Here is a 17,576-nt window from a genome sequence, read left to right on the forward strand (position 1 = left end):
AAGATCACCGAGCGCAAGACCCGCTGCTCAACTCATTCTGAAACGATCCGTCAAGCATCGGGAGGACTATCCTCACCATGATTCCCCCTGTCGGTAGAGTCATAAAAATTGCCAAAATCCCAGGCAGAATCGTCTCGAACATGCACCCCGTCTTTAGGAAGTGAGGTGCGTGAGCGCAGTGCTTCTTTCAGGGATTTGGGGATTTCACTCGCCGCCCCGGCCCTTGGAGGCAAGATGATGTGCAGGGTATCTGGGGTATTCTCCCAGAACCTCAAATGTACGCCCTCGAGGGGGTCGAAACCGGCACCTGACTGGACTTCTCGGACCAGGACGTCCGCGTCGCTGAGGAGGCGCTGTCGTTTCTCGTCGCTACCCATCGCCAAGGCGGCCAACTTGAGCAGCAATTTGTTACCGTACCGAGGGTCCTGCCACGACAGGCTATCGAACCAGTTTCGTAGTACCAACGCATCATCTTCGTCCACTGCGTTACTACCAGGGGTCGAATCCGACTTCGACCCCGACAATCCCTTTTCCTCATTACCGACGCCCATCAGCTACTTCCTCCGTTTCAGGGGTGATCTGCAGCAGGCCCTCACCGACGAGCCTAATCACAAGGTCGAGCTTCTCCTGAGCGCTGAGCATCCCAGGAATTTCATGCACTGCAAATTTGTGATGTTCTGCGATGAAGTTGAACGTCGGATCCAAGTACTCCGGCCCGGCAACAAAATTGGTCGCGAACTCGATCCTGCTCTCGCCGGAAGTGGACCGCACCTTGCAGAAGAGGCTTGGAGTGCGAAATACCAATGATTCTGAATTCAGGCTTTGAATTGAATCCAGTGACCGAAAATGCCCCGATCCGGCCGCTTTTCCTTCCTTGAACAGCTTGTCGCCGATGCGCGCCTTCACCTGTTCGGCGAGCGCTCCGTCCTGAACAGCACTCGTGAAGCTCTCGAGAATATCCGAGATGCGCTGCGTTTCAAACGGACCGTCGAGGAAGCCGGGTGGGAGCGCCCCTCTAAGCCTCACATCGTTGCCAGCCATCACACCGAAGGCTTCGATCATGAAGTCGACCCAACGGTAGGCATGGATACCGACCGTCAGGTGAAGAGACGAAGAATCAGATGTGATTGCTTCGTGGGGAAATCCGCGCGGCAAATAAAGGACGTCGCCCGGATTCAATGTGAAGTCCGAGCAGTCGACGAGTTCGACAGGCCGTCGTTCCGCACCGGGGAGAGGAAGATCCTTCGACGGCGTTCCTACACGCCAGTGCTTGACACCATGCAGTTGCAGAATGAAGACGTCATGAGTGTCGACATGCGGGGCGAATCCCTGACCGCGGCGTGGCGTGAGATACAGGTTTACGCCAACTCGATGATGCAGCACACCTTCAAGGTTACGACTGAGGTCGGCGATCGCCGCAGACGTGCGATGAAGTCCGTTGATGACGACAGAGTATCCGTTTTGATACGCACGATAAATCGCCTGAATATCCGGAGTGCCATTGCCGTGTAGCTGGGCATCCAGCTCGGATGGCCTTTCCCCTCGGTCGCTGCGAATGATGCGCATATCTGCACGGGTTGGAGAATTACCACCGCATGTTGCGGCAATCAGTTCCTCGACTTCATTCAATCCCGGCAAACTTGCGAAGTAGTCAATGTCATCTCTGGCTACCAGGAGGGGGCGGGTTTCCCAATCGGATCCGAGAAAGTCTGACGTAATGACCGGATGCAAAATCCAATCGAGGTTCAATTGTCGCGATACAGGCAAGTTGCGGACGGCCATGCGAGACTTCTACTGGCTGGCTCTACTGATTTCAAGGACCAGCAGTCCAATCTGCGACGAGAGTCCCCCTGATGGGTGCGCATCCACCGCTCTATGCAAGCTGGCACTCCTCCAGCTCGCAAAGGATCACCGCGAGGGCGACCACTCCGCCAACTGCAACACTCGGTGGCAAGCGGAACGCTCAGTCACAGCAGGCCGTGCCGCGACCGGTCGGGGGTGTGCATGGGGACGTCGATTCAGTAGAGCTCCGTTCGCTGCACTGCTGCTGCTTCCTTGCGCTGGTCGTGGCGGAGCACCGCGACCGCCCCGGCCTTCCCGGCCGGGGCGGCACTGAGGAACGCCGCGTTCCTGCGGGGAGGTCAGGCGTCAGCCGGAGTGGCGGCGGCGCGCTCGCAGAACTCCGGGGCGCCGGCGGCGCGGGCCCACTCGCCTCCGGTGATGGGCCTGGTGTCGTCGGCGGGCGTCTTGTTCTCGCCCCAGAACGGGTGGAGGACCGGGACGCCTCCGCTCCGCCAGTCGAAGTGCCGCCAGGTGGAATACGGGTGCGCCGGGTCGACCTACTGGTCGCGCTCGGGCCAACTGGGACCCTGATCGGTCCAGATGACACCCTTGTTGCGGCAGAGGCAGAAGGGGTGGCCGACGGGGTCGGTGTACACGCGGAAACCGTAGCCCTCGGGGCCGACGCAGTCCCGCTGCAGGGTCGCGCCGATGGCCAGGACGCGGCGCTGTTCGGCTTCGATGTCGTCGACTTCGAAGTCGAGGTGGTACTGCTTGGGGTGCTCGCTGTCGGGCCACTGCGGGGCGCGGTAGTCCTCCACCTGGATGAAGGCCAGTTCGATCTCGCCGAACCGGATACCGGCCCAGTGCTCGTTGCTGTCCTCCTTGACCGGGAGCCCCGTCACCTCGGAGTAGAAGGCCGCCAGCTTCATCGTGTCCGGGCAGTCGATAATGAAGTCAGTCAGTCGCAGCATCCCGCGATCTTGCCACAAGATCGAATCAGCCGGACTTCGAGACAGGCCGTACAGCGGGCCTGGTGGGTCATGTCCTCGATCCGGCTTCCGGCTTCGGCGGCTGCGCAGCCGGGGGCGATGGGCGATGGCGCTCGCTCCCGAGGGAGGCGGGGGCTGATCCCCGGCACTGCGGGGAGCGGCTCCAGGCGACCTGGGCATGACCCGGGACCGCCCGGACCAGGGGCCGCAGGCCATCCGGCCCGACCGGCAGCCCGGCGATCACCCCTGGACGCGGCGGACGGGCCGGGGCGCGGCTCGTCGAAAGCGGGAGACCGCGCCCCGGCCCCGGAACGGCCGCGCCGGTCAGATGCGGCCGCCGGTGAGCCGTGTGAGCGGGCCCCGGCCGCGCAGGCCCGACCGGCGGCCCAGGGTGTAGGCGGTGGTCACGGCGGCCGCTCCGGCGGTGGCGGCCGCGGCCACGGTGGCCTTGCGGGCCCGGACCTCGGTCCAGATCCAGCCGGCCCGGCCGACGGTGCCGCGCAGCGCCCGGGCCGCGGCTGCGGTCTTCTCCGCCAGCGGGGCGGGGAGGGCGGTGAAGGCTCCCGTGGTGCCGCCCGCCGCGTCGGAGGCCGCCTTCGCGCCCTCGCTCGTCGCGCCGGTGGCCTGCGAGCGGGCCTTGGTCCCGTTGGGGGAACTACTCGACGGAGAAAGGTTGTTGGTGGTCTTTTCCGATTCGGTCATGTTCAGCGTGTGACCGGAAGTCCGTACGGCAAACCCTCCGTACGGAGTGGATCACGGGCGTCGTCCACAGGAGCTTCCCCAAGGGCCCGAACGAGGACCACGCCGCTCGCCGACAGGCGGTCGAGGAGGTCGACGAGGGCGCCGAGGGCGACGTCCTGGTTCCCGATCACGCGGGGTCGGCCGAAGGGGCGGGCGCGTCGGTGCGGGTGAACGGGATGACCGACCGGGACGGACGCAACCACGGGCGGTGCGCGGCGAGTTGACACGTGATCTGCGAGCGTTGTGGAGCAACGCCCCCCCGAGAGGGCGAAGAAGCCGTCGACGGGTGCGATCCGACGCCGGCCGTCCGCCCGGCGCACACGGCCCGTCGCCGTGCCCGGCGTGACTCCGGTCACTTGAGTGACGGATGGGACATGCCATCCGGGGCACCGGGCAGGCGCGCCTATTCCAGGTCACCGCGGGCCCGCCGTGGTGCCGGAACCGGAGGTACAGCGCGCAGTGTCGGAGCAACAGACCATTCACACGGCCGGAACGTGGCGGTCAGCGGCATCAGGAGCCACCAGGGAGGTCCTGGACCCGGCGGACGCCACCGTCCTCGCCGTGGTCGCCGAGGGTGACGCCGCCGACACGGACGCGGCCGTCGGCGCCGCCCGGGCCGCCTTCGACAGCGGACAGTGGCCCGGCACCCCGGTCGCCGAGCGCGCGGCGCTGCTGCGCCGTACCGCCGACCTGCTCCAGCGCGACCGTGAGCGGATCGGCCTCCTGGAGAGCCGGGACGCGGGCAAGACGCTCGAAGAGGGCCGCGTGGACGTGGACTGCGTCACCGACGCGTTCCGCTACTTCGCGGACCTCGTGATCGGCGAGGGCGCCGGCCGGGTCGTCGACGCCGGATCGCCCGACATCCACAGCGTGGTCGTCCACGAGCCGGTCGGGGTGTGCGCCCTGATCACGCCGTGGAACTATCCGCTGCTCCAGGCGAGCTGGAAGATCGCTCCGGCCCTGGCGGCGGGCAACACCTTCGTCGTCAAGCCGAGCGAGCTGACCCCGCTGACCACGGTGGCCCTGATCGAGCTGCTGGTGGAGGCGGGCCTGCCCGCCGGGGTCGCCAATCTGGTCACCGGCCCCGGCGACCCGGTGGGCGCCCGCCTCGCGGCCCACCCCGACGTCGACCTGATCTCCTTCACCGGTGGCCTCACCAGCGGTACGAAGGTCATGCGGGCGGCCGCCGACACCGTCAAGAAGGTCGCGCTCGAACTGGGCGGCAAGAACCCCAATGTGGTGTTCGCCGATGCCTGCGCCACGGAGGAAGGTTTCGACACCGCCGTCGACCAGGCGCTCAACGCCGCTTTCACGCACAGCGGCCAGGTGTGCTCGGCCGGCTCCCGGCTGATCGTCGAGGAGTCGCTGCGCGAGCGGTTCGTCGCGGAACTCGCGCGCCGGGCAGAGAAGATCCGCATCGGCCGGGGCGCGGACCCGGGGGTCGAGTGCGGCCCGCTGGTCTCGGCGGCGCAGCTCGAGCGGACCCGGTCGTACGTCGCCTCCGCGCTCGCCGAGGGGGCGGTGCTGCGCGCCGGGGGCGAGCAGCCCGAGGGGCCGGGGTACTTCTACCGCCCGACCGTCCTCGACCGTTGCAACCGGCGCATGCGCGTCGTGCGCGAGGAGGTCTTCGGGCCGGTGCTGACCGTCGAGACGTTCCGTACCGAGGACGAGGCCGTCACGCTCGCCAACGACACCGAGTACGGCCTCGCCGGCGGCGTCTGGACGTCGGACCAGGGCCGGGCCCGCCGGGTGGCCGGGCGGCTGCGCCACGGCACCGTGTGGATCAACGACTTCCACCCCTACCTTCCGCAGGCGGAGTGGGGCGGATTCGGGAAGTCCGGGATCGGGCGCGAGCTCGGCCCGTCGGGACTGGCCGAGTACCGCGAGACCAAGCACGTGTACCAGAACCTCGCGCCGCGCCCCGTGCGCTGGTTCGCGGGCTGACGGGGGCAGGAGAGACATGAGCGGCACCACGCACCACCATGACCACCACGATCACGAAGACGAACACCAGTACGACTACGTCGTGGTCGGCGGCGGCACCGCCGGTTCGGTGATCGCCTCCCGGCTGACCGAGGACCCGAGCGTCACCGTCGCCGTCATCGAGGGCGGTCCGAGCGATGTCGACCGCCCCGACGTCCTCACCCTGCGCCGTTGGATGGGTCTGCTCGGAGGCGAACTCGACTACGACTACCCGACCACCGAGCAGCCGCGCGGCAACTCGCACATCAGGCACAGCCGGGCGCGGGTCCTGGGCGGCTGCTCCTCGCACAACACCCTCATCGCCTTCAAGCCGCTGCCGTCCGACTGGGACGAGTGGGACGAAGCCGGCGCCGAGGGGTGGCACGCGGACGCCATGGACCCGTACTTCGACCGGCTCCTGAACAACATCGTGCCGGTCGGCGAGGCGGACCGTAACGCCATCGCCCGCGACTTCGTGGACGCCGCGCAGGACGCGCTGGCAGTGCCGCGGGTCGAGGGCTTCAACCGCAAGCCGTTCCACGAGGGGGTGGGCTTCTTCGACCTCGCCTACCACCCGGAGGACAACAAGCGCTCGTCGGCGTCGGTGGCCTACCTGCACCCCGTCATGGACGACCGGCCGAACCTGCGGCTGCTGCTGGAGACCTGGGCGTACCGTCTGGAGCTGGACGGCACCCGGGCGCGCGGCGTCCACGTCCGCGCCAAGGACGGCCGCAGGTCGTTGATCACGGCCCGCAGGGAGGTGCTGGTGTGCGCGGGGGCTATCGACACCCCCCGGCTGCTGCTGCACTCCGGCATCGGTCCGCGCCGTGACCTGGAGGCGCTCGGCATTCCCGTCGTCCACGACCTGCCGGGCGTCGGCGAGAACCTCCTCGACCATCCCGAATCGGTGATCGTCTGGGAGACCGAAGGCCCCATTCCCGAGAACTCGGCGATGGACAGCGACGCGGGTCTGTTCGTACGGCGCGACCCCGACTCCCCCGGTCCCGACCTGATGTTCCACTTCTACCAGATCCCCTTCACCGACAACCCGGAGCGGATCGGCTACGAACGCCCGGCGCACGGCGTGTCGTTGACCCCGAACATCCCCAAGCCGCGCAGCCGTGGCCGTCTTTACCTCACGAGTGCGGACCCCGAGGTCAAACCGGCCCTGGACTTCCGTTACTTCACGGACGAGGAGGACTACGACGCCCGCACCCTGGTCGACGGGATCAAGCTCGCCCGCGAGATAGCCGCGACCGAGCCGCTGGCGGGCTGGCTGCGGCGCGAAGTCTGCCCGGGCCCCGAGATCACCGACGACGAGGCCCTCAGCGCCTACGCCCGCTCCGTGGCCCACACCGTCTACCACCCGGCCGGCACCTGCAAGATGGGCGCCGCCGACGACGAACAGGCCGTTGTGGAACCTGACTTGAAGGTACGCGGTCTCGACGGCCTGCGCATCGCGGACGCCTCGGTCTTCCCGACGATGCCCGCCGTCAACCCGATGATCGGAGTACTCATGGTGGGCGAGAAAGCCGCTGATCTGCTGCGGGGCGGTGAGACCCGGTGAACGCACCCTCGACCGGCACCGCCGCCGTGCCCGGCACCGACTCCCCCGTCTTCGCGGTCGACGGACTGTGGAAGGTCTTCGGACCCCGGCGCAAGGCCGTCCGGATCCCGGAATCCGAGTACGCCTCGCTGCCCGCGGCCGAACTCCGCGAGCAGACGGGCTGTACCGCCGCCGTCCGTGACGTCACCTTCGACGTCCGCAAGGGCGAGGTGTTCGTCGTCATGGGCCTGTCCGGCTCCGGCAAGTCCACCCTCGTGCGCTGCATGACCCGGCTGATCGAGCCCACCGCCGGATCGCTGTCCATCGACGGCGAGGACGTCCTCGCCATGGACGCCGCCCGCCTGCGCGAACTGCGCCGGCACCGCGCCGCCATGGTCTTCCAGCACTTCGGCCTGCTGCCGCACCGCACCGTGCTCGACAACGTCGCCTACGGCCTGGAGATCCAGGGCGTGAGCCGCATCGACCGGCGGGCCAAAGCAGCGGAGATGGTGGCCAAGGTGGGCCTCGAAGGCCTCGAGGAACGCCGGCCCGGTCAGCTGTCCGGCGGCCAGCAGCAGCGCGTCGGCCTGGCCCGCGCCCTGGCCGCAGACCCGGAGGTCCTGCTCTTCGACGAGCCGTTCAGCGCACTCGACCCGCTGATCCGCCGGGAGATGCAGGACGAGGTGGCGAGGCTCCACCACGAGGAGGGCCGCACGATGGTCTTCATCACCCACGACCTGACGGAGGCGCTGCGCCTCGGCGACCGGATCGCGCTGATGCGCGACGGCAAGATCGTGCAACTGGGCACGCCGGAGGAGATCGTGGGCTCTCCCGCCGACGACTACGTACGGGACTTCGTCCGCGACGTACCGCGCGAGCAGGTGATCACCGTACGCAGCGCGATGCGCCCCGCGGTGGCCGGCGAGGCCGAGCACGGGCCCGCGCTCGCCCCGGCCGCCACCGTGGTGGAGGCCATCGAGGCCGTCGCGCGCTGCGGCGGCCCGGCACGGGTCGTCGACCGCGGCCGCTGTCTCGGCGTCGTCGACGACGCCGGGCTGCTCGCCGTGGTGGCGGGTCTCCCGACGCCCGACGGCCGGGGGGTGGCGGCATGACACCCCGTGCCCGTTGCGCTGCCCCCGCCCCCGACGACGGGCGGTGGTGCGGATGAGCCCGACCACCACGCCCGTGCGCGATCAGGGTCCGCCCGGCCCGGCCCTCACGCCCGACGGGTCCACGGGGTCCGGCGTGAACGGACGGCCGGACCGCAGGCCCCCCGCCGCCGCGCCGCCCCGCGCCCGGCTGCGGGCCCTGCTGGTCCGCCACCGCGCCGGCCGCAGGGTCCTGCCCCTGGCCGTCGTCGCCGTGGTCCTCGTGCCCGTCGCGGTCCTCCTCCCCGGAGCCGCCGCTTGGCCCGCCTCCCTGGCCGTCGACCTGTCCGGGCCGCTCGGCCGGGCCGGTGACTGGATCATCGACAACCGCGACCACCATCCGCTCTTCCTCTACTTCTTCGGGCACGTCAGCAACGCCGTGGTGGTCTCGGTCCGCGCGGTGTACGTCGTACTGCTCGCCGCCGGCTGGGCGGGCGTCACGGCCCTGGCCGGACTGGTGGCCCTGCGCCTCGCGGGCGTCCGCCTGGCCCTGACCTGCGTCGCGGCGTTCGCCGCGTGCGGGCTGCTCGGCATGTGGGTGCCCACGATGCAGACGCTGGCCCTGATGGTCGTGGCGGTCGCCGCCTCGGTCGTCCTCGGCGCCCTGCTCGGCCTCGCCGCCGGGATGTCGGACCGGGCCGACCGCGCACTGCGCCCCGTACTCGACACCATGCAGGTGCTCCCCGCCTTCGCGTACCTGCTGCCCATGGTGCTGGTCTTCGGCATCGGTGTGCCGGCCGCCGTCCTGGCGACCGTGGTGTACGCGGCCCCGCCGATGGCGCGGCTGACCGCGCTCGGCCTGCGCGAGGCCGACGCCGGGGTGCTGGAGGCCGCGGCCTCGCTCGGCGCGACGGGGCGGCAACGCCTCCTCACGGCGCGCATCCCACTGGCCCGCCGACAGCTCATGCTGGGCGTCAACCAGGCCGTCATGATGGCGCTGTCGATGGCCGTCATCGCCTCCGTGATCGGCGCCGGCGGCCTCGGCGACCGCGTCTACCAGGCACTCGCCTCGGTCGATGTCGGCGCGGCGCTCGCCGCCGGCATCCCCATCGTCCTGCTCGCGGTGGTCCTCGACCGGACCGCCGACGCGGCGGGCGACCGGCTCGGCGCGGCCCCCCTCCCGCCGTCGCAGCGGCGTCTCCTGGGACGCGTGTTCGCGGGCGGGTACGGGTGGCTGCTCACCGTCCTCGCGGCGGTCGCCGTGGCCGCCGGGGGCCGTATGGCGGACTCCTCCCTGTGGCCCGGATCCTGGACGCTGCCGATCGCGGAGCCCGTGAACCGCGCGGTCGCCTGGATGACCGACCACCTCTACACCGGAGTGCCCGTGGTCGGTGGCACCGCCGACTGGGCGGCCCGCTTCACCGGCTGGGTACTCGACCCCCTGCGCTCCGGGCTGCAAGCCACTCCCTGGTGGCTGCTCCTGGCCCTGGTCGGCGCCCTCGGGCTCCTGGCCGGAACCTGGCGCACGGCGCTGACCGCCGTCCTCGCGCTGGCCGCCATCGGCGTCCTCGGCGTGTGGGTGCCGTCCCTCGACACCCTCTCCCAGGTGCTGGCCGCGGTCGCCGTGACCCTCGTACTCGGTTTCGCCGTCGCCGTCGGCGCGGCCCGCAGTGCCCGGGCACAGCGCCTGCTGCGCCCGGTGCTCGACGTGTGCCAGACCATGCCCCAGTTCGTCTACCTCATCCCGGTGGTCGCGCTGTTCGGCGTCGGACGCGCGCCTGCCGCTGCCGCCGCCGTCGTGTACGCGCTGCCCGTCGTGGTACGCATCACCACCGAGGGCCTGCGCGCAGTGGACCCGGCGGCTCTCGAATCGACCCGCTCGCTCGGCGCGACGGGTACCCAGCAGCTACGTCACGTGCAACTCCCTTTGGCGCGGCCGGCGTTGCTGCTCGCCGTGAACCAGGCGGTGGTACTGGTCCTCGCCGTCGTCATCATCGGCGGCCTGGTCGGCGGTGGCGCGCTGGGTTACGACGTCGTCCTCGGCCTGGCCCAGGGCGACCTCGCCACCGGCCTGGTGGCCGGCGCCGCGATCGTCTGCCTCGGCCTGGTGCTCGACCGCGTCACCCAGCCGGCGAAGGAGGCCTGACATGCGGATCTTCCCTCACCGAAGCCGGGGACCGGTCCGCGGCCGGCGCGCGGTCGCAGCGCTCGCCGCCGCGTCGTCCCTCGTCGCGCTCACCGCCTGCGGGGCGGCCGACATGACCCGACAGTCCTCCCCCTACGCCGCCGCGCGGGGCGCGAAGACCGTGACCCTCTCCGTCCAGTCGTGGGTCGGCGCGCAGGCGAACACCGCGGTCGCCGCCTATCTCCTCGAACACGAGCTGGGCTACCGCGTCGACACCGTCCAGGTGGACGAAGTGCCCGCGTGGGACGCGCTCAGCCAGGGCAGGGTCGACGCGATCCTGGAGGACTGGGGGCACCCGGAGCAGGAGAAACGGTACGTCGAGGGCAAGAAGACCATCACGCGGGGAGGCGACTTGGGCGTGACCGGCCACATCGGCTGGTTCGTCCCGACGTACTTCGCCCAGGAGCATCCGGACGTCACCGACTGGAAGAACCTCGGCAAGTACGCCGACCGGCTGCGGACCGCCGAGAGCCGCGGCAAGGGCCAGCTGATGGACGGCTCGCCCTCGTACGTCACGAACGACAAGGCGCTGGTGAAGAACCTCGGCCTCGACTTCGAGGTCGTCTTCGCCGGGTCGGAGGCCGCGCAGATCACCCAGATCAGGCAGTTCGCCAAGGAACACAAGCCGTTCTTGACCTACTGGTACGAGCCGCAGTGGCTGTTCGAGCGGGTTCCCATGACGGAGGTGAAACTGCCCGAGCACCGGGAGGGCTGCGACGCCGATCCCGAGAAGGTGAACTGCGCCTACCCGCGGACTCCGCTGCAGAAGTACCTGAACACGCGCTTCGCGGAGAACGGCGGGAAGGCGGCCTCGTTCCTGAAGAAGTTCCACTGGACCGTCGAGGACCAGAACGAGGTGGCGTTGATGATCGCCGAGGACAAGCTGCCGCCGGAACAGGCCGCCCGCAAGTGGGTGGAGCGCCACGAGCCGGTGTGGAAGCAGTGGACGCGCTGACGCGCCGGCCGCCGGACTGACGCGTGCCCCCGTCTTCGAGCCGGGGCCGTCGCGACCCCTCGCGGGTGCGACGGCCCCGGCGTCGGTCCGTGACCTCGGACGGCGGCGCCCGGACGGCGGCGGCTCCCGGGCACGACGTCCGTCCCTACCCCTGGCGGGCGAGTGGCCGCCTCCCGGTCAGGGTGAGGCGTTCCAGTACGCGCAGTGGTGTTCCGCGGACGCGTTCACCGGGTGGGTTCCGTCCGGGGCCGGTGCCAGGGACAGCGCCGATCCGGTCGGGCCGAGCCTCGGCCACGCCCGGAGCGAGCCGGTGCGGGCGAAGGCGGTCCAGTCGGCCGTCATCCGGTCCGAGAGGGCTTGCTGCGGCGCCGTCAGGGTGACACCCATCGTGAACAGGTACGGGAGTTCGAAGCCGTGCGATGCGCCGTACGGGAATCCCGGCACCTCCGGAAGGCCGGTGAAGTTCGGTGCGTCCCGGTCGCTGAACCGGTACGCGTACACCGGCGCGTACCGTGCCATCGCCTGGCCGTCCCTGAGCGCCGGGCAGACGAACGAGGTGTCGGACAGGACGGTCGCGAAGGCCAGCGCCGGGGTCGGGTACGCGGCCACCGGGTAGCGCGCCTCGATGGCCGGGACGGCCGCCGAACCGAACGACTGCTCCAACCGTGCCCGATAGGCGCCCGCGTCGGGGATGGGGAACGCCGCCAAGCCCTGCGCCAGGAAGATCCGCATCTCGTCCCGGTTCGCTCCTTCGATCACCGGCACCCGGTGGAAGCGGCCGCCCTCCAGTGCTCGCCGGGGCTCCTCGGGCAGCAGAGGGACGCGGTTGCCGTTGCCGTCGCGGTTGCCGTCGCCGTACGACACGAACGAGAAGCGCTGCATCAGCTCAGGCGTCGCGAGTGCCGTCACGTCCTTCCCGCGCAGGCAGTCCAGTACGGCACCGGGTTCCGGCCGGTCGCAGCCCAGGGCCGCCGCCGTCGTGACCCCGTCGGCGACGGTGCGCTGCTCGGGCACGAACGGCTCGTACCGGCCTAGCGTGGGCGCCAGCGAGCGCGGCGGCATGGTGGTCGAGCACGAGCCGCTCTGCAGGATCGCCCGCTGGAACAGGCCGCCCGAGGCCGGTGAGGTCAGGTGCGCGCAGATGCTGAGGCCGCCCGCGGACTCGCCGAACAGGGTCACGTTGGACGGGTCCCCGCCGAAGCGAGCCGCGTTGGACCGCACCCAGCGCAGCGCCGCCTGCTGGTCGGCGATGGCGAAGTCGGGCGCGCCGCCGAGCGCCGGATGCCCGAAGAGGCCGAAGATGCCGAGCCGGTAGTTGACGGTGACGACCACGGCACCGCCCTGCACCGCCAGCCCGTCCGGCCGGTAGAAGTCGGCGGCTCCGTTGACGAAGGCGCCGCCGTGGAACCAGACCATGACGGGCCGCCCCCGGCCGTCCGACGCGGGCGTGGTGACGTTCAGGTACAGGCAGTCCTCGGATCCTGTCGGCCCGCCCGGCCCCACACCTGGCAGTTGCACGCAACGCGCCCCCGGAGCACCGGCGTCGCGTACGCCTGTCCAGCGCGACGCGGGCTTCGGAAGCCGCCACCGCAGCGGGCCGGTCGGCGGCGCCGCGTACGGGATTCCCTCGAAGGTGCGGTACGTGCCGTGCGCCGTGCCGCGTACCGGCCCCCGGTCGGTGGCCACCACGGGCCGGTCCTCGTGGGGCGCGCCCGCCGCGGACGCCGGTCCGGCCCCGGCGGCGAGCAACAGGAGGGCGCACCATACGGCGCTCCAGCGTCTTGCGAAACGTCCAGGGGACACCGGCGACCGCCTTTCGTCGTCTTTTCCCTCTCCCTCCCCATCCCTTCCGCTCCGTATCCCGGCTTACGCTCTCGGCGTTGACAGCGCGCCGCTGTGTTCCTGGCACCGGCCGCCCCTCGGGCTCCTGCGGCCACTTCGTCGGCCTGCCAGACCCCCTGCCATGCGGTCGGGGAGATTCGGTCAAGGAGTGCGTGCCGTGCGAACAGAGCGTCACCAGGTGGGCGAAGCCGTCGTGTCAGCGGCGCGTCAGGACTTCGCCCACCGCATCGGCGCGGAGTTCCTCGACTACCCGGGGGCGCTCTCCGTCGAGACGCCCGACCTCGATACGGCGGAGGCCCGGGCCGCGCTGAAAGACGCCTCGGAGGCCGCTGCCGGCGTCGTCTCCTACGCGGCGTACCACCCGCACTGTCGCTTCCAGGTAGCGGCGAGCCCCTCCTTGACCGGCCGGACGGCGCCGCGCACGGTCCGGCGACCTCTCCGAGGTCCCTCCTGCCGCTCGCGCCCTTGCCGCGTTCGCTTACAGGACTGGGCTGGGTGCCCGCTGCCCACGCCGAGGACCTGCCGCACGCGCTGGTCACCGGCTTCGGGACGCGGGGCCCCCGGGTCACGGGGTTCGATTTCCTCCGGAAGGCGCTCGCCCCTGCCGACGGAGAACCTCTTGCCGTCTGGCAGCTCGCCGGCGTCAGGACCCTCCCAGATGGGGCGGACCTGTTCCGCATCGGCCTCGCGGAGCCGGACGCCCACGCCGAGGTGAGCGTCGAGGGGCGCACGCTCTGCTACCCGGCCCGCCCGGGCGAGGAGGTCGGCGCCGGGAACTGGCAGCGGGCCGTCGCCCTCGCCCTGATCACCGGCGTACGCGAGGACCTCGCCCCGCTCGTCCTCACCGGCCCCGCCTTCGCCCGTCCGGACGGTTCCGCGTTCCGGGCCTACCGCGAAGCCCTGCACACCCACTTGACGTGCAACGATGCCGAAGCGGCAGCGCAGCGGACGCTGGAGCAGGACGAGAAGGCTGCGGGCCGCCGAACCCTTCCAAGGAGCACGGCGTCGCAGAATGCCTGTGCGGAAACAGCGAGCGGTTCGGCGGCCTGCCGGGGGAACTGCTCGAAGAGGCCGCCGGCGGGCCACGGCCCGCCGTGTGGAACGCCATCCCGATGCCGGGCCTGGTGCATGCGCTCGTTCTGGGGCCGACGGCGGGAGCGGCCCGGACGGCAGTCATGCGGTGGCCTCAGCACTCGGCGAGGGATCACGGCTACGGGCAGGACGCGGCACGGGGTGAAGGACCAGTGCGGGGCGAAGGCGCAGCATCTTTGCGAAAGCATCGAACCCCTGCATGGTGCCTGCGGCCCGCATGCGTCCCGTGCCGGGTGATCGACTTCTGCCTGGATGCGCGAGGTCGATCAGGCGCACGATGGTGGAGAGGCCCTCGTCTGCAGTTTTGCCCGGAGGTGGCGCCATGAACCGCGCGGAGGTTGTCGTACGGCGCGTCGACCAGTTCCAACAGCGCCACGCCGTCGTGGGGCTGCCGTTCGCGGTCATGCAGAAGTTCGGCAATGACCAGGCCGGAGGCAAGGCCACGCTCATCGCGTGGTACGGGATGTTCGCGCTCTTCCCTCTGCTGCTGCTGTTCTCGACGATCCTCGGCTTCGTGATCGGTGGGCACCCCGCCCTGGAGCACCGACTGGTGACCTCGGCGCTGGCCAACTTTCCGGTTCTCGGAAGCCAGTTGCGCAGTTCCGCACACCCATTGCGGGGAAGCGGACTGGCGCTCCTACTGGGCGTGCTCGGCGCGGTCTACGGTACCCAGGGGCTCGGCCAGGCGTCCCTGAACGCGATGAACACCATATGGAACGTCCCCTTCAAGCTTTGGCCGGGGTATGCCGGCCGACAGCTGCGGGGCTTCACGGTCCTGGTGCTGCTGGGGCTGGCGATCTTGATGTCCACCACGTTGGCCGGCCTCGGTTCCGGGCTCGGGGCGCTGGCCGGCCCGTGGACGTGGGCGGTGGCCACCCTGGTCAACTTCGGGGTCTTCCTCGCCGCCTTCACCCTGCTGACCGCGGCCACGGTGCGCGTACGTGACGTCCTGGTGGGCGCGGCGCTCGCCACCGTCTTCTGGCAGGCGCTCCAGGCCGCGGGCACCTTCTACGTCCGCCATGTCATAGCCCATGCCAGTGACGTCTACGGCTTCTTCGCGATCGTGATCGGGCTGCTGTCCTGGCTGTACATCGGGGCCCGGCTGACGCTGCTCGCGGCGGAGATCAACGTGGTCCTGCGCTACCGGTTGTGGCCGCGCTCGATGACCCAGCCCCCGTTCACCGCGCAGGACAAGGCCGCGTTCGTCCTGTTGGCGAAGATGGAGGAACGTCGGCCGGAGGAGACGGTGGGGGTGTGGTTCAGCGCCGAGGCGGACCGACAGCCGCTGACCGATCCGCCGCCGGACCGCACGTCTGACGCGGGCCCGGCACCCGGCGCTTCGGACTCCGACGGGCCGCAGGAAGACCAGCCCACCGCCGACCCTACGCTGGCCCGCGAACGGCTGCGGCACACGATGCGACGCCTGGCCGCCGAGGCCTGCATGCTGGCCACGGCTCCCGACGCGGTGCGTGAGCACGGGCTGGCGAGCCGGATCGCCGACCTACAGCGGGCCGCGCGAGCAGCCGAGCGCGCCGGTGTCCCCGCCGCGCTGATCGCCGCGGACACCGGCTTGGACGCCGCAACCGTTCGGCAGTGGACCACCGTCGCCTCCGGCGACGCCCGCGCCCACACGGCGCCGGAGAGCCGCGGGCCACGGCCCCCGTCATAGGAGGCGGCCTCGCGGTCACGCCCCGGGACGCGTCGGCGCCGGGCGCCCGGACGGCTTTCGGCTGCGCGGCGCACGAAGGACAGGAGCTGAGCCGGCCGTCCGCACCCTGCTGACCCGGTTGTAGTCAGCGGAGAAGAGGTTCAGTGCTCGCAGAGGGAGAATTCTCGTTCGTAGAGCTGCTCGTTGTGTTCGTCCACGAAGAACTTGCGTTCCTGCATGAGTTGTTCACGGAAGGCCTTGGCCTGTTCAAGCGTCATGGTCGACGTCTCGGACCATGGTTGTTGCGGAGGCACATCGGACGTGGAGACGATCCTTTCCGACGGGTCGACGAGGAAGAACGCAAGGATCTTCCGATGTCCCGGGCGGGTGGGGTCAGCGAGGCGGAATGAGCCGACGCGGTGTTGCAGGATGTTCGGGAACGCCAGGCAGCGGCCGGCCGGCGTCGATGCCGTTCCCAACGTCTGGTTCAGTGCGTCTTCGTCCTCCAGGCCGTAGACCTCACGCAGACCCTCGTCGTCGTTCTGTTCATAGTTCGGGTCGTCGAGTACCGCCCGGAAACTCAGCCGGCTTTCGGTGATGTTCTCGCTGTCCCAGTAGTAGATTCCGGTGGAGACGATCCGCTCGTTCAACATCCCCTCGACGTGCCAGGAACCGCCCGGGTACTCGGGCTTGTCCGGGGTGAGGTGAAGGGTGGCGAGCTTGACGATGACTTGCAGGCGCCGACCGCGCAGGTCGACTCGGGCGGTTTCATCGGGCAACGCGGGCGGGGTGAAGACGGGGGCGTCCGGGATCACGGGGCGGCGGTTCTCCCACCATTCGTCCTGGGCCTCGTGCCATGCATGGCGGGCTTCCGCGTAGGCCGCATCGTCACTGTAGGAGGCTCTGTTCGGATACTCCGGCTGCGAGTCGTACCACCCGAAAGGATCGGCTTCGATCCGCAGGGGCCTCGGGTGGCGCAGATCCGTGAGCACGTTCTCCAGCAGCGGACGCATGCGCGCGAACAAGTCGGGCAGGACGGCGGCCAGTTCGCGATGGGTCTCGGGGTGGACGTTGTTGACGTAGGAGCGGAAGGTGACACCGCCGTCGTCGCTGACGTCGACGTCCGTGGGCAGCCACTGGAACTTCTCCGAGAACTCGTACCTCGAGTAGCGGTCCGTCGGGTTCTCCCAAGCCCGTTCCGGCGCGCCGCTCACCTCTCTCACCAGGCAGAAAAGTGAGGGATGAACCAGATCCAGTACCTGGCCGTCGGATCCGGGATGCCAGTCCTGTTCTGCTTCGGGGACCTGCTCCAGAACCCGAACCGCCTCGCGCAGCCGGGATCGGAGTTCGTCGTCGACCAGTGTGTCCGACTGCCACACCCCGTCGACGGCGGACACCTCGATGCCGGTTCGTGCGTCCCGCACGGCCGCGTAGTGCCGCAGTTCGGAAAGCACGTAACGGACCTGCGCCTCAGTGAGACCCTCAGCGACCGCTTCTTGCGTCCACTTGGCGACGATGGCGGCATCGTTCATCTTGTCGAACCATCCCGGCTTCGCGCGAATGAGTGCGCTGCACTGCATCATCTGAAGTTCTCGCAGCGTTCGGGGTGTCGCGAACGGTATGGAACGGGAAGCGTGAAAAGGCAGCGGGAAAGCAGACAGGTCAGTCAACTGTCTCGGTCCTTCGAGTCGGTGTGCGATGACGGGAAGGATACGTCAGCAGACTGACACAGAATCAGTCACGGTG

Annotated in this window: 13 protein-coding genes; 7 read left to right on the top strand and 6 right to left on the bottom strand. The window is 69.9% G+C overall.

Translation table 11 applies throughout. The features are described from left to right. Positions 1-50 precede the first annotated feature (50 nt). The 4 genes from IE207_RS09895 to IE207_RS09910 all read right to left on the bottom strand — a co-directional run bounded on the left by IE207_RS09895 (position 51) and on the right by IE207_RS09910 (position 3,473). Positions 51-551 carry a hypothetical protein gene (locus tag IE207_RS09895; protein ID WP_190183704.1) on the bottom strand — a complete coding sequence of 167 codons (501 nt, stop codon included), beginning with the start codon at positions 549-551 and terminating at the stop codon, positions 51-53. Then, the gene (locus IE207_RS09900) at positions 538-1,782 is read right to left on the bottom strand and encodes a cupin domain-containing protein (RefSeq protein WP_190183705.1); all 1,245 of its coding nucleotides are present in this window, start codon (positions 1,780-1,782) and stop codon (positions 538-540) included. Before IE207_RS09900 ends, IE207_RS09895 begins: the two co-directional genes overlap by 14 nt. A 557-nt stretch (positions 1,783-2,339) precedes the next feature. After that, complete coding sequence (locus tag IE207_RS09905) at positions 2,340-2,753, bottom strand: VOC family protein (RefSeq protein WP_190183706.1); 414 nt, start codon at positions 2,751-2,753, stop codon at positions 2,340-2,342. Between the two features lie 342 nt (positions 2,754-3,095). Continuing rightward, positions 3,096-3,473, bottom strand: a complete 378-nt coding sequence (locus IE207_RS09910) for a hypothetical protein (protein WP_190183707.1) — start codon at positions 3,471-3,473, stop codon at positions 3,096-3,098. Positions 3,474-3,971: 498 nt separating this feature from the next. Here IE207_RS09910 and IE207_RS09915 point away from each other — a divergent pair, with 498 nt between their 5' ends. Genes IE207_RS09915 through IE207_RS09935 form a run of 5 tightly spaced genes read left to right on the top strand, consistent with a single transcriptional unit; the run spans position 3,972 to position 11,248 of the window. Then, complete coding sequence (locus IE207_RS09915) at positions 3,972-5,456, top strand: aldehyde dehydrogenase family protein (protein ID WP_190183708.1); 1,485 nt, start codon at positions 3,972-3,974, stop codon at positions 5,454-5,456. Between the two features lie 16 nt (positions 5,457-5,472). Continuing rightward, complete coding sequence (locus IE207_RS09920; RefSeq protein WP_190183709.1) at positions 5,473-7,041, top strand: GMC family oxidoreductase; 1,569 nt, start codon at positions 5,473-5,475, stop codon at positions 7,039-7,041. Then, the gene (locus IE207_RS09925; protein WP_190183710.1) at positions 7,038-8,132 is read left to right on the top strand and encodes a quaternary amine ABC transporter ATP-binding protein; all 1,095 of its coding nucleotides are present in this window, start codon (positions 7,038-7,040) and stop codon (positions 8,130-8,132) included. The genes IE207_RS09920 and IE207_RS09925 overlap by 4 nt, the downstream gene beginning before the upstream one ends. Positions 8,133-8,184: 52 nt before the next feature. Further along, complete coding sequence (locus IE207_RS09930; protein WP_190183711.1) at positions 8,185-10,254, top strand: ABC transporter permease subunit; 2,070 nt, start codon at positions 8,185-8,187, stop codon at positions 10,252-10,254. Position 10,255: 1 nt separating this feature from the next. Then, complete coding sequence (locus IE207_RS09935; protein ID WP_190183712.1) at positions 10,256-11,248, top strand: ABC transporter substrate-binding protein; 993 nt, start codon at positions 10,256-10,258, stop codon at positions 11,246-11,248. 177 nt (positions 11,249-11,425) lie between these two features. Here the strand turns inward: IE207_RS09935 and IE207_RS09940 are convergent, their stop codons facing one another. Continuing rightward, positions 11,426-13,051 (bottom strand): carboxylesterase/lipase family protein, encoded by a 1,626-nt coding sequence (locus IE207_RS09940; protein WP_229873580.1) that lies wholly within the window; start codon positions 13,049-13,051, stop codon positions 11,426-11,428. Positions 13,052-13,585: 534 nt separating this feature from the next. On the opposite strand from IE207_RS09940, the gene IE207_RS09945 reads away from it, so the two are divergent. Continuing rightward, positions 13,586-14,419 (top strand): immunity 49 family protein, encoded by an 834-nt coding sequence (locus IE207_RS09945; protein WP_190183713.1) that lies wholly within the window; start codon positions 13,586-13,588, stop codon positions 14,417-14,419. A gap of 85 nt (positions 14,420-14,504) precedes the next feature. Continuing rightward, positions 14,505-15,851 carry a YihY/virulence factor BrkB family protein gene (locus tag IE207_RS09950; RefSeq protein ID WP_190183714.1) on the top strand — a complete coding sequence of 449 codons (1,347 nt, stop codon included), beginning with the start codon at positions 14,505-14,507 and terminating at the stop codon, positions 15,849-15,851. A gap of 140 nt (positions 15,852-15,991) precedes the next feature. On the opposite strand, the gene IE207_RS09955 is transcribed toward IE207_RS09950, so the two are convergent. Next, positions 15,992-17,500 carry a DUF4246 domain-containing protein gene (locus tag IE207_RS09955; RefSeq protein WP_190183715.1) on the bottom strand — a complete coding sequence of 503 codons (1,509 nt, stop codon included), beginning with the start codon at positions 17,498-17,500 and terminating at the stop codon, positions 15,992-15,994. Positions 17,501-17,576 lie beyond the last annotated feature (76 nt).

The sequence above is a fragment of the Streptomyces cirratus genome (genome assembly GCF_014650775.1).
GTDB lineage: Bacteria > Actinomycetota > Actinomycetes > Streptomycetales > Streptomycetaceae > Streptomyces > Streptomyces cirratus.

What these genes read in the sequence shown, in the direction of transcription:
- IE207_RS09895 (WP_190183704.1), bottom strand. Translation starts at nt 551, where the DNA reads ATGGGCGTCGGTAATGAGGAAAAGGGATTGTCGGGGTCGAAGTCGGAT.
- IE207_RS09900 (WP_190183705.1), bottom strand. Translation starts at nt 1,782, where the DNA reads ATGGCCGTCCGCAACTTGCCTGTATCGCGACAATTGAACCTCGATTGG.
- IE207_RS09905 (WP_190183706.1), bottom strand. Translation starts at nt 2,753, where the DNA reads ATGCTGCGACTGACTGACTTCATTATCGACTGCCCGGACACGATGAAG.
- IE207_RS09910 (WP_190183707.1), bottom strand. Translation starts at nt 3,473, where the DNA reads ATGACCGAATCGGAAAAGACCACCAACAACCTTTCTCCGTCGAGTAGT.
- IE207_RS09920 (WP_190183709.1), top strand. Translation starts at nt 5,473, where the DNA reads ATGAGCGGCACCACGCACCACCATGACCACCACGATCACGAAGACGAA.
- IE207_RS09930 (WP_190183711.1), top strand. Translation starts at nt 8,185, where the DNA reads ATGAGCCCGACCACCACGCCCGTGCGCGATCAGGGTCCGCCCGGCCCG.
- IE207_RS09935 (WP_190183712.1), top strand. Translation starts at nt 10,256, where the DNA reads ATGCGGATCTTCCCTCACCGAAGCCGGGGACCGGTCCGCGGCCGGCGC.
- IE207_RS09950 (WP_190183714.1), top strand. Translation starts at nt 14,505, where the DNA reads ATGAACCGCGCGGAGGTTGTCGTACGGCGCGTCGACCAGTTCCAACAG.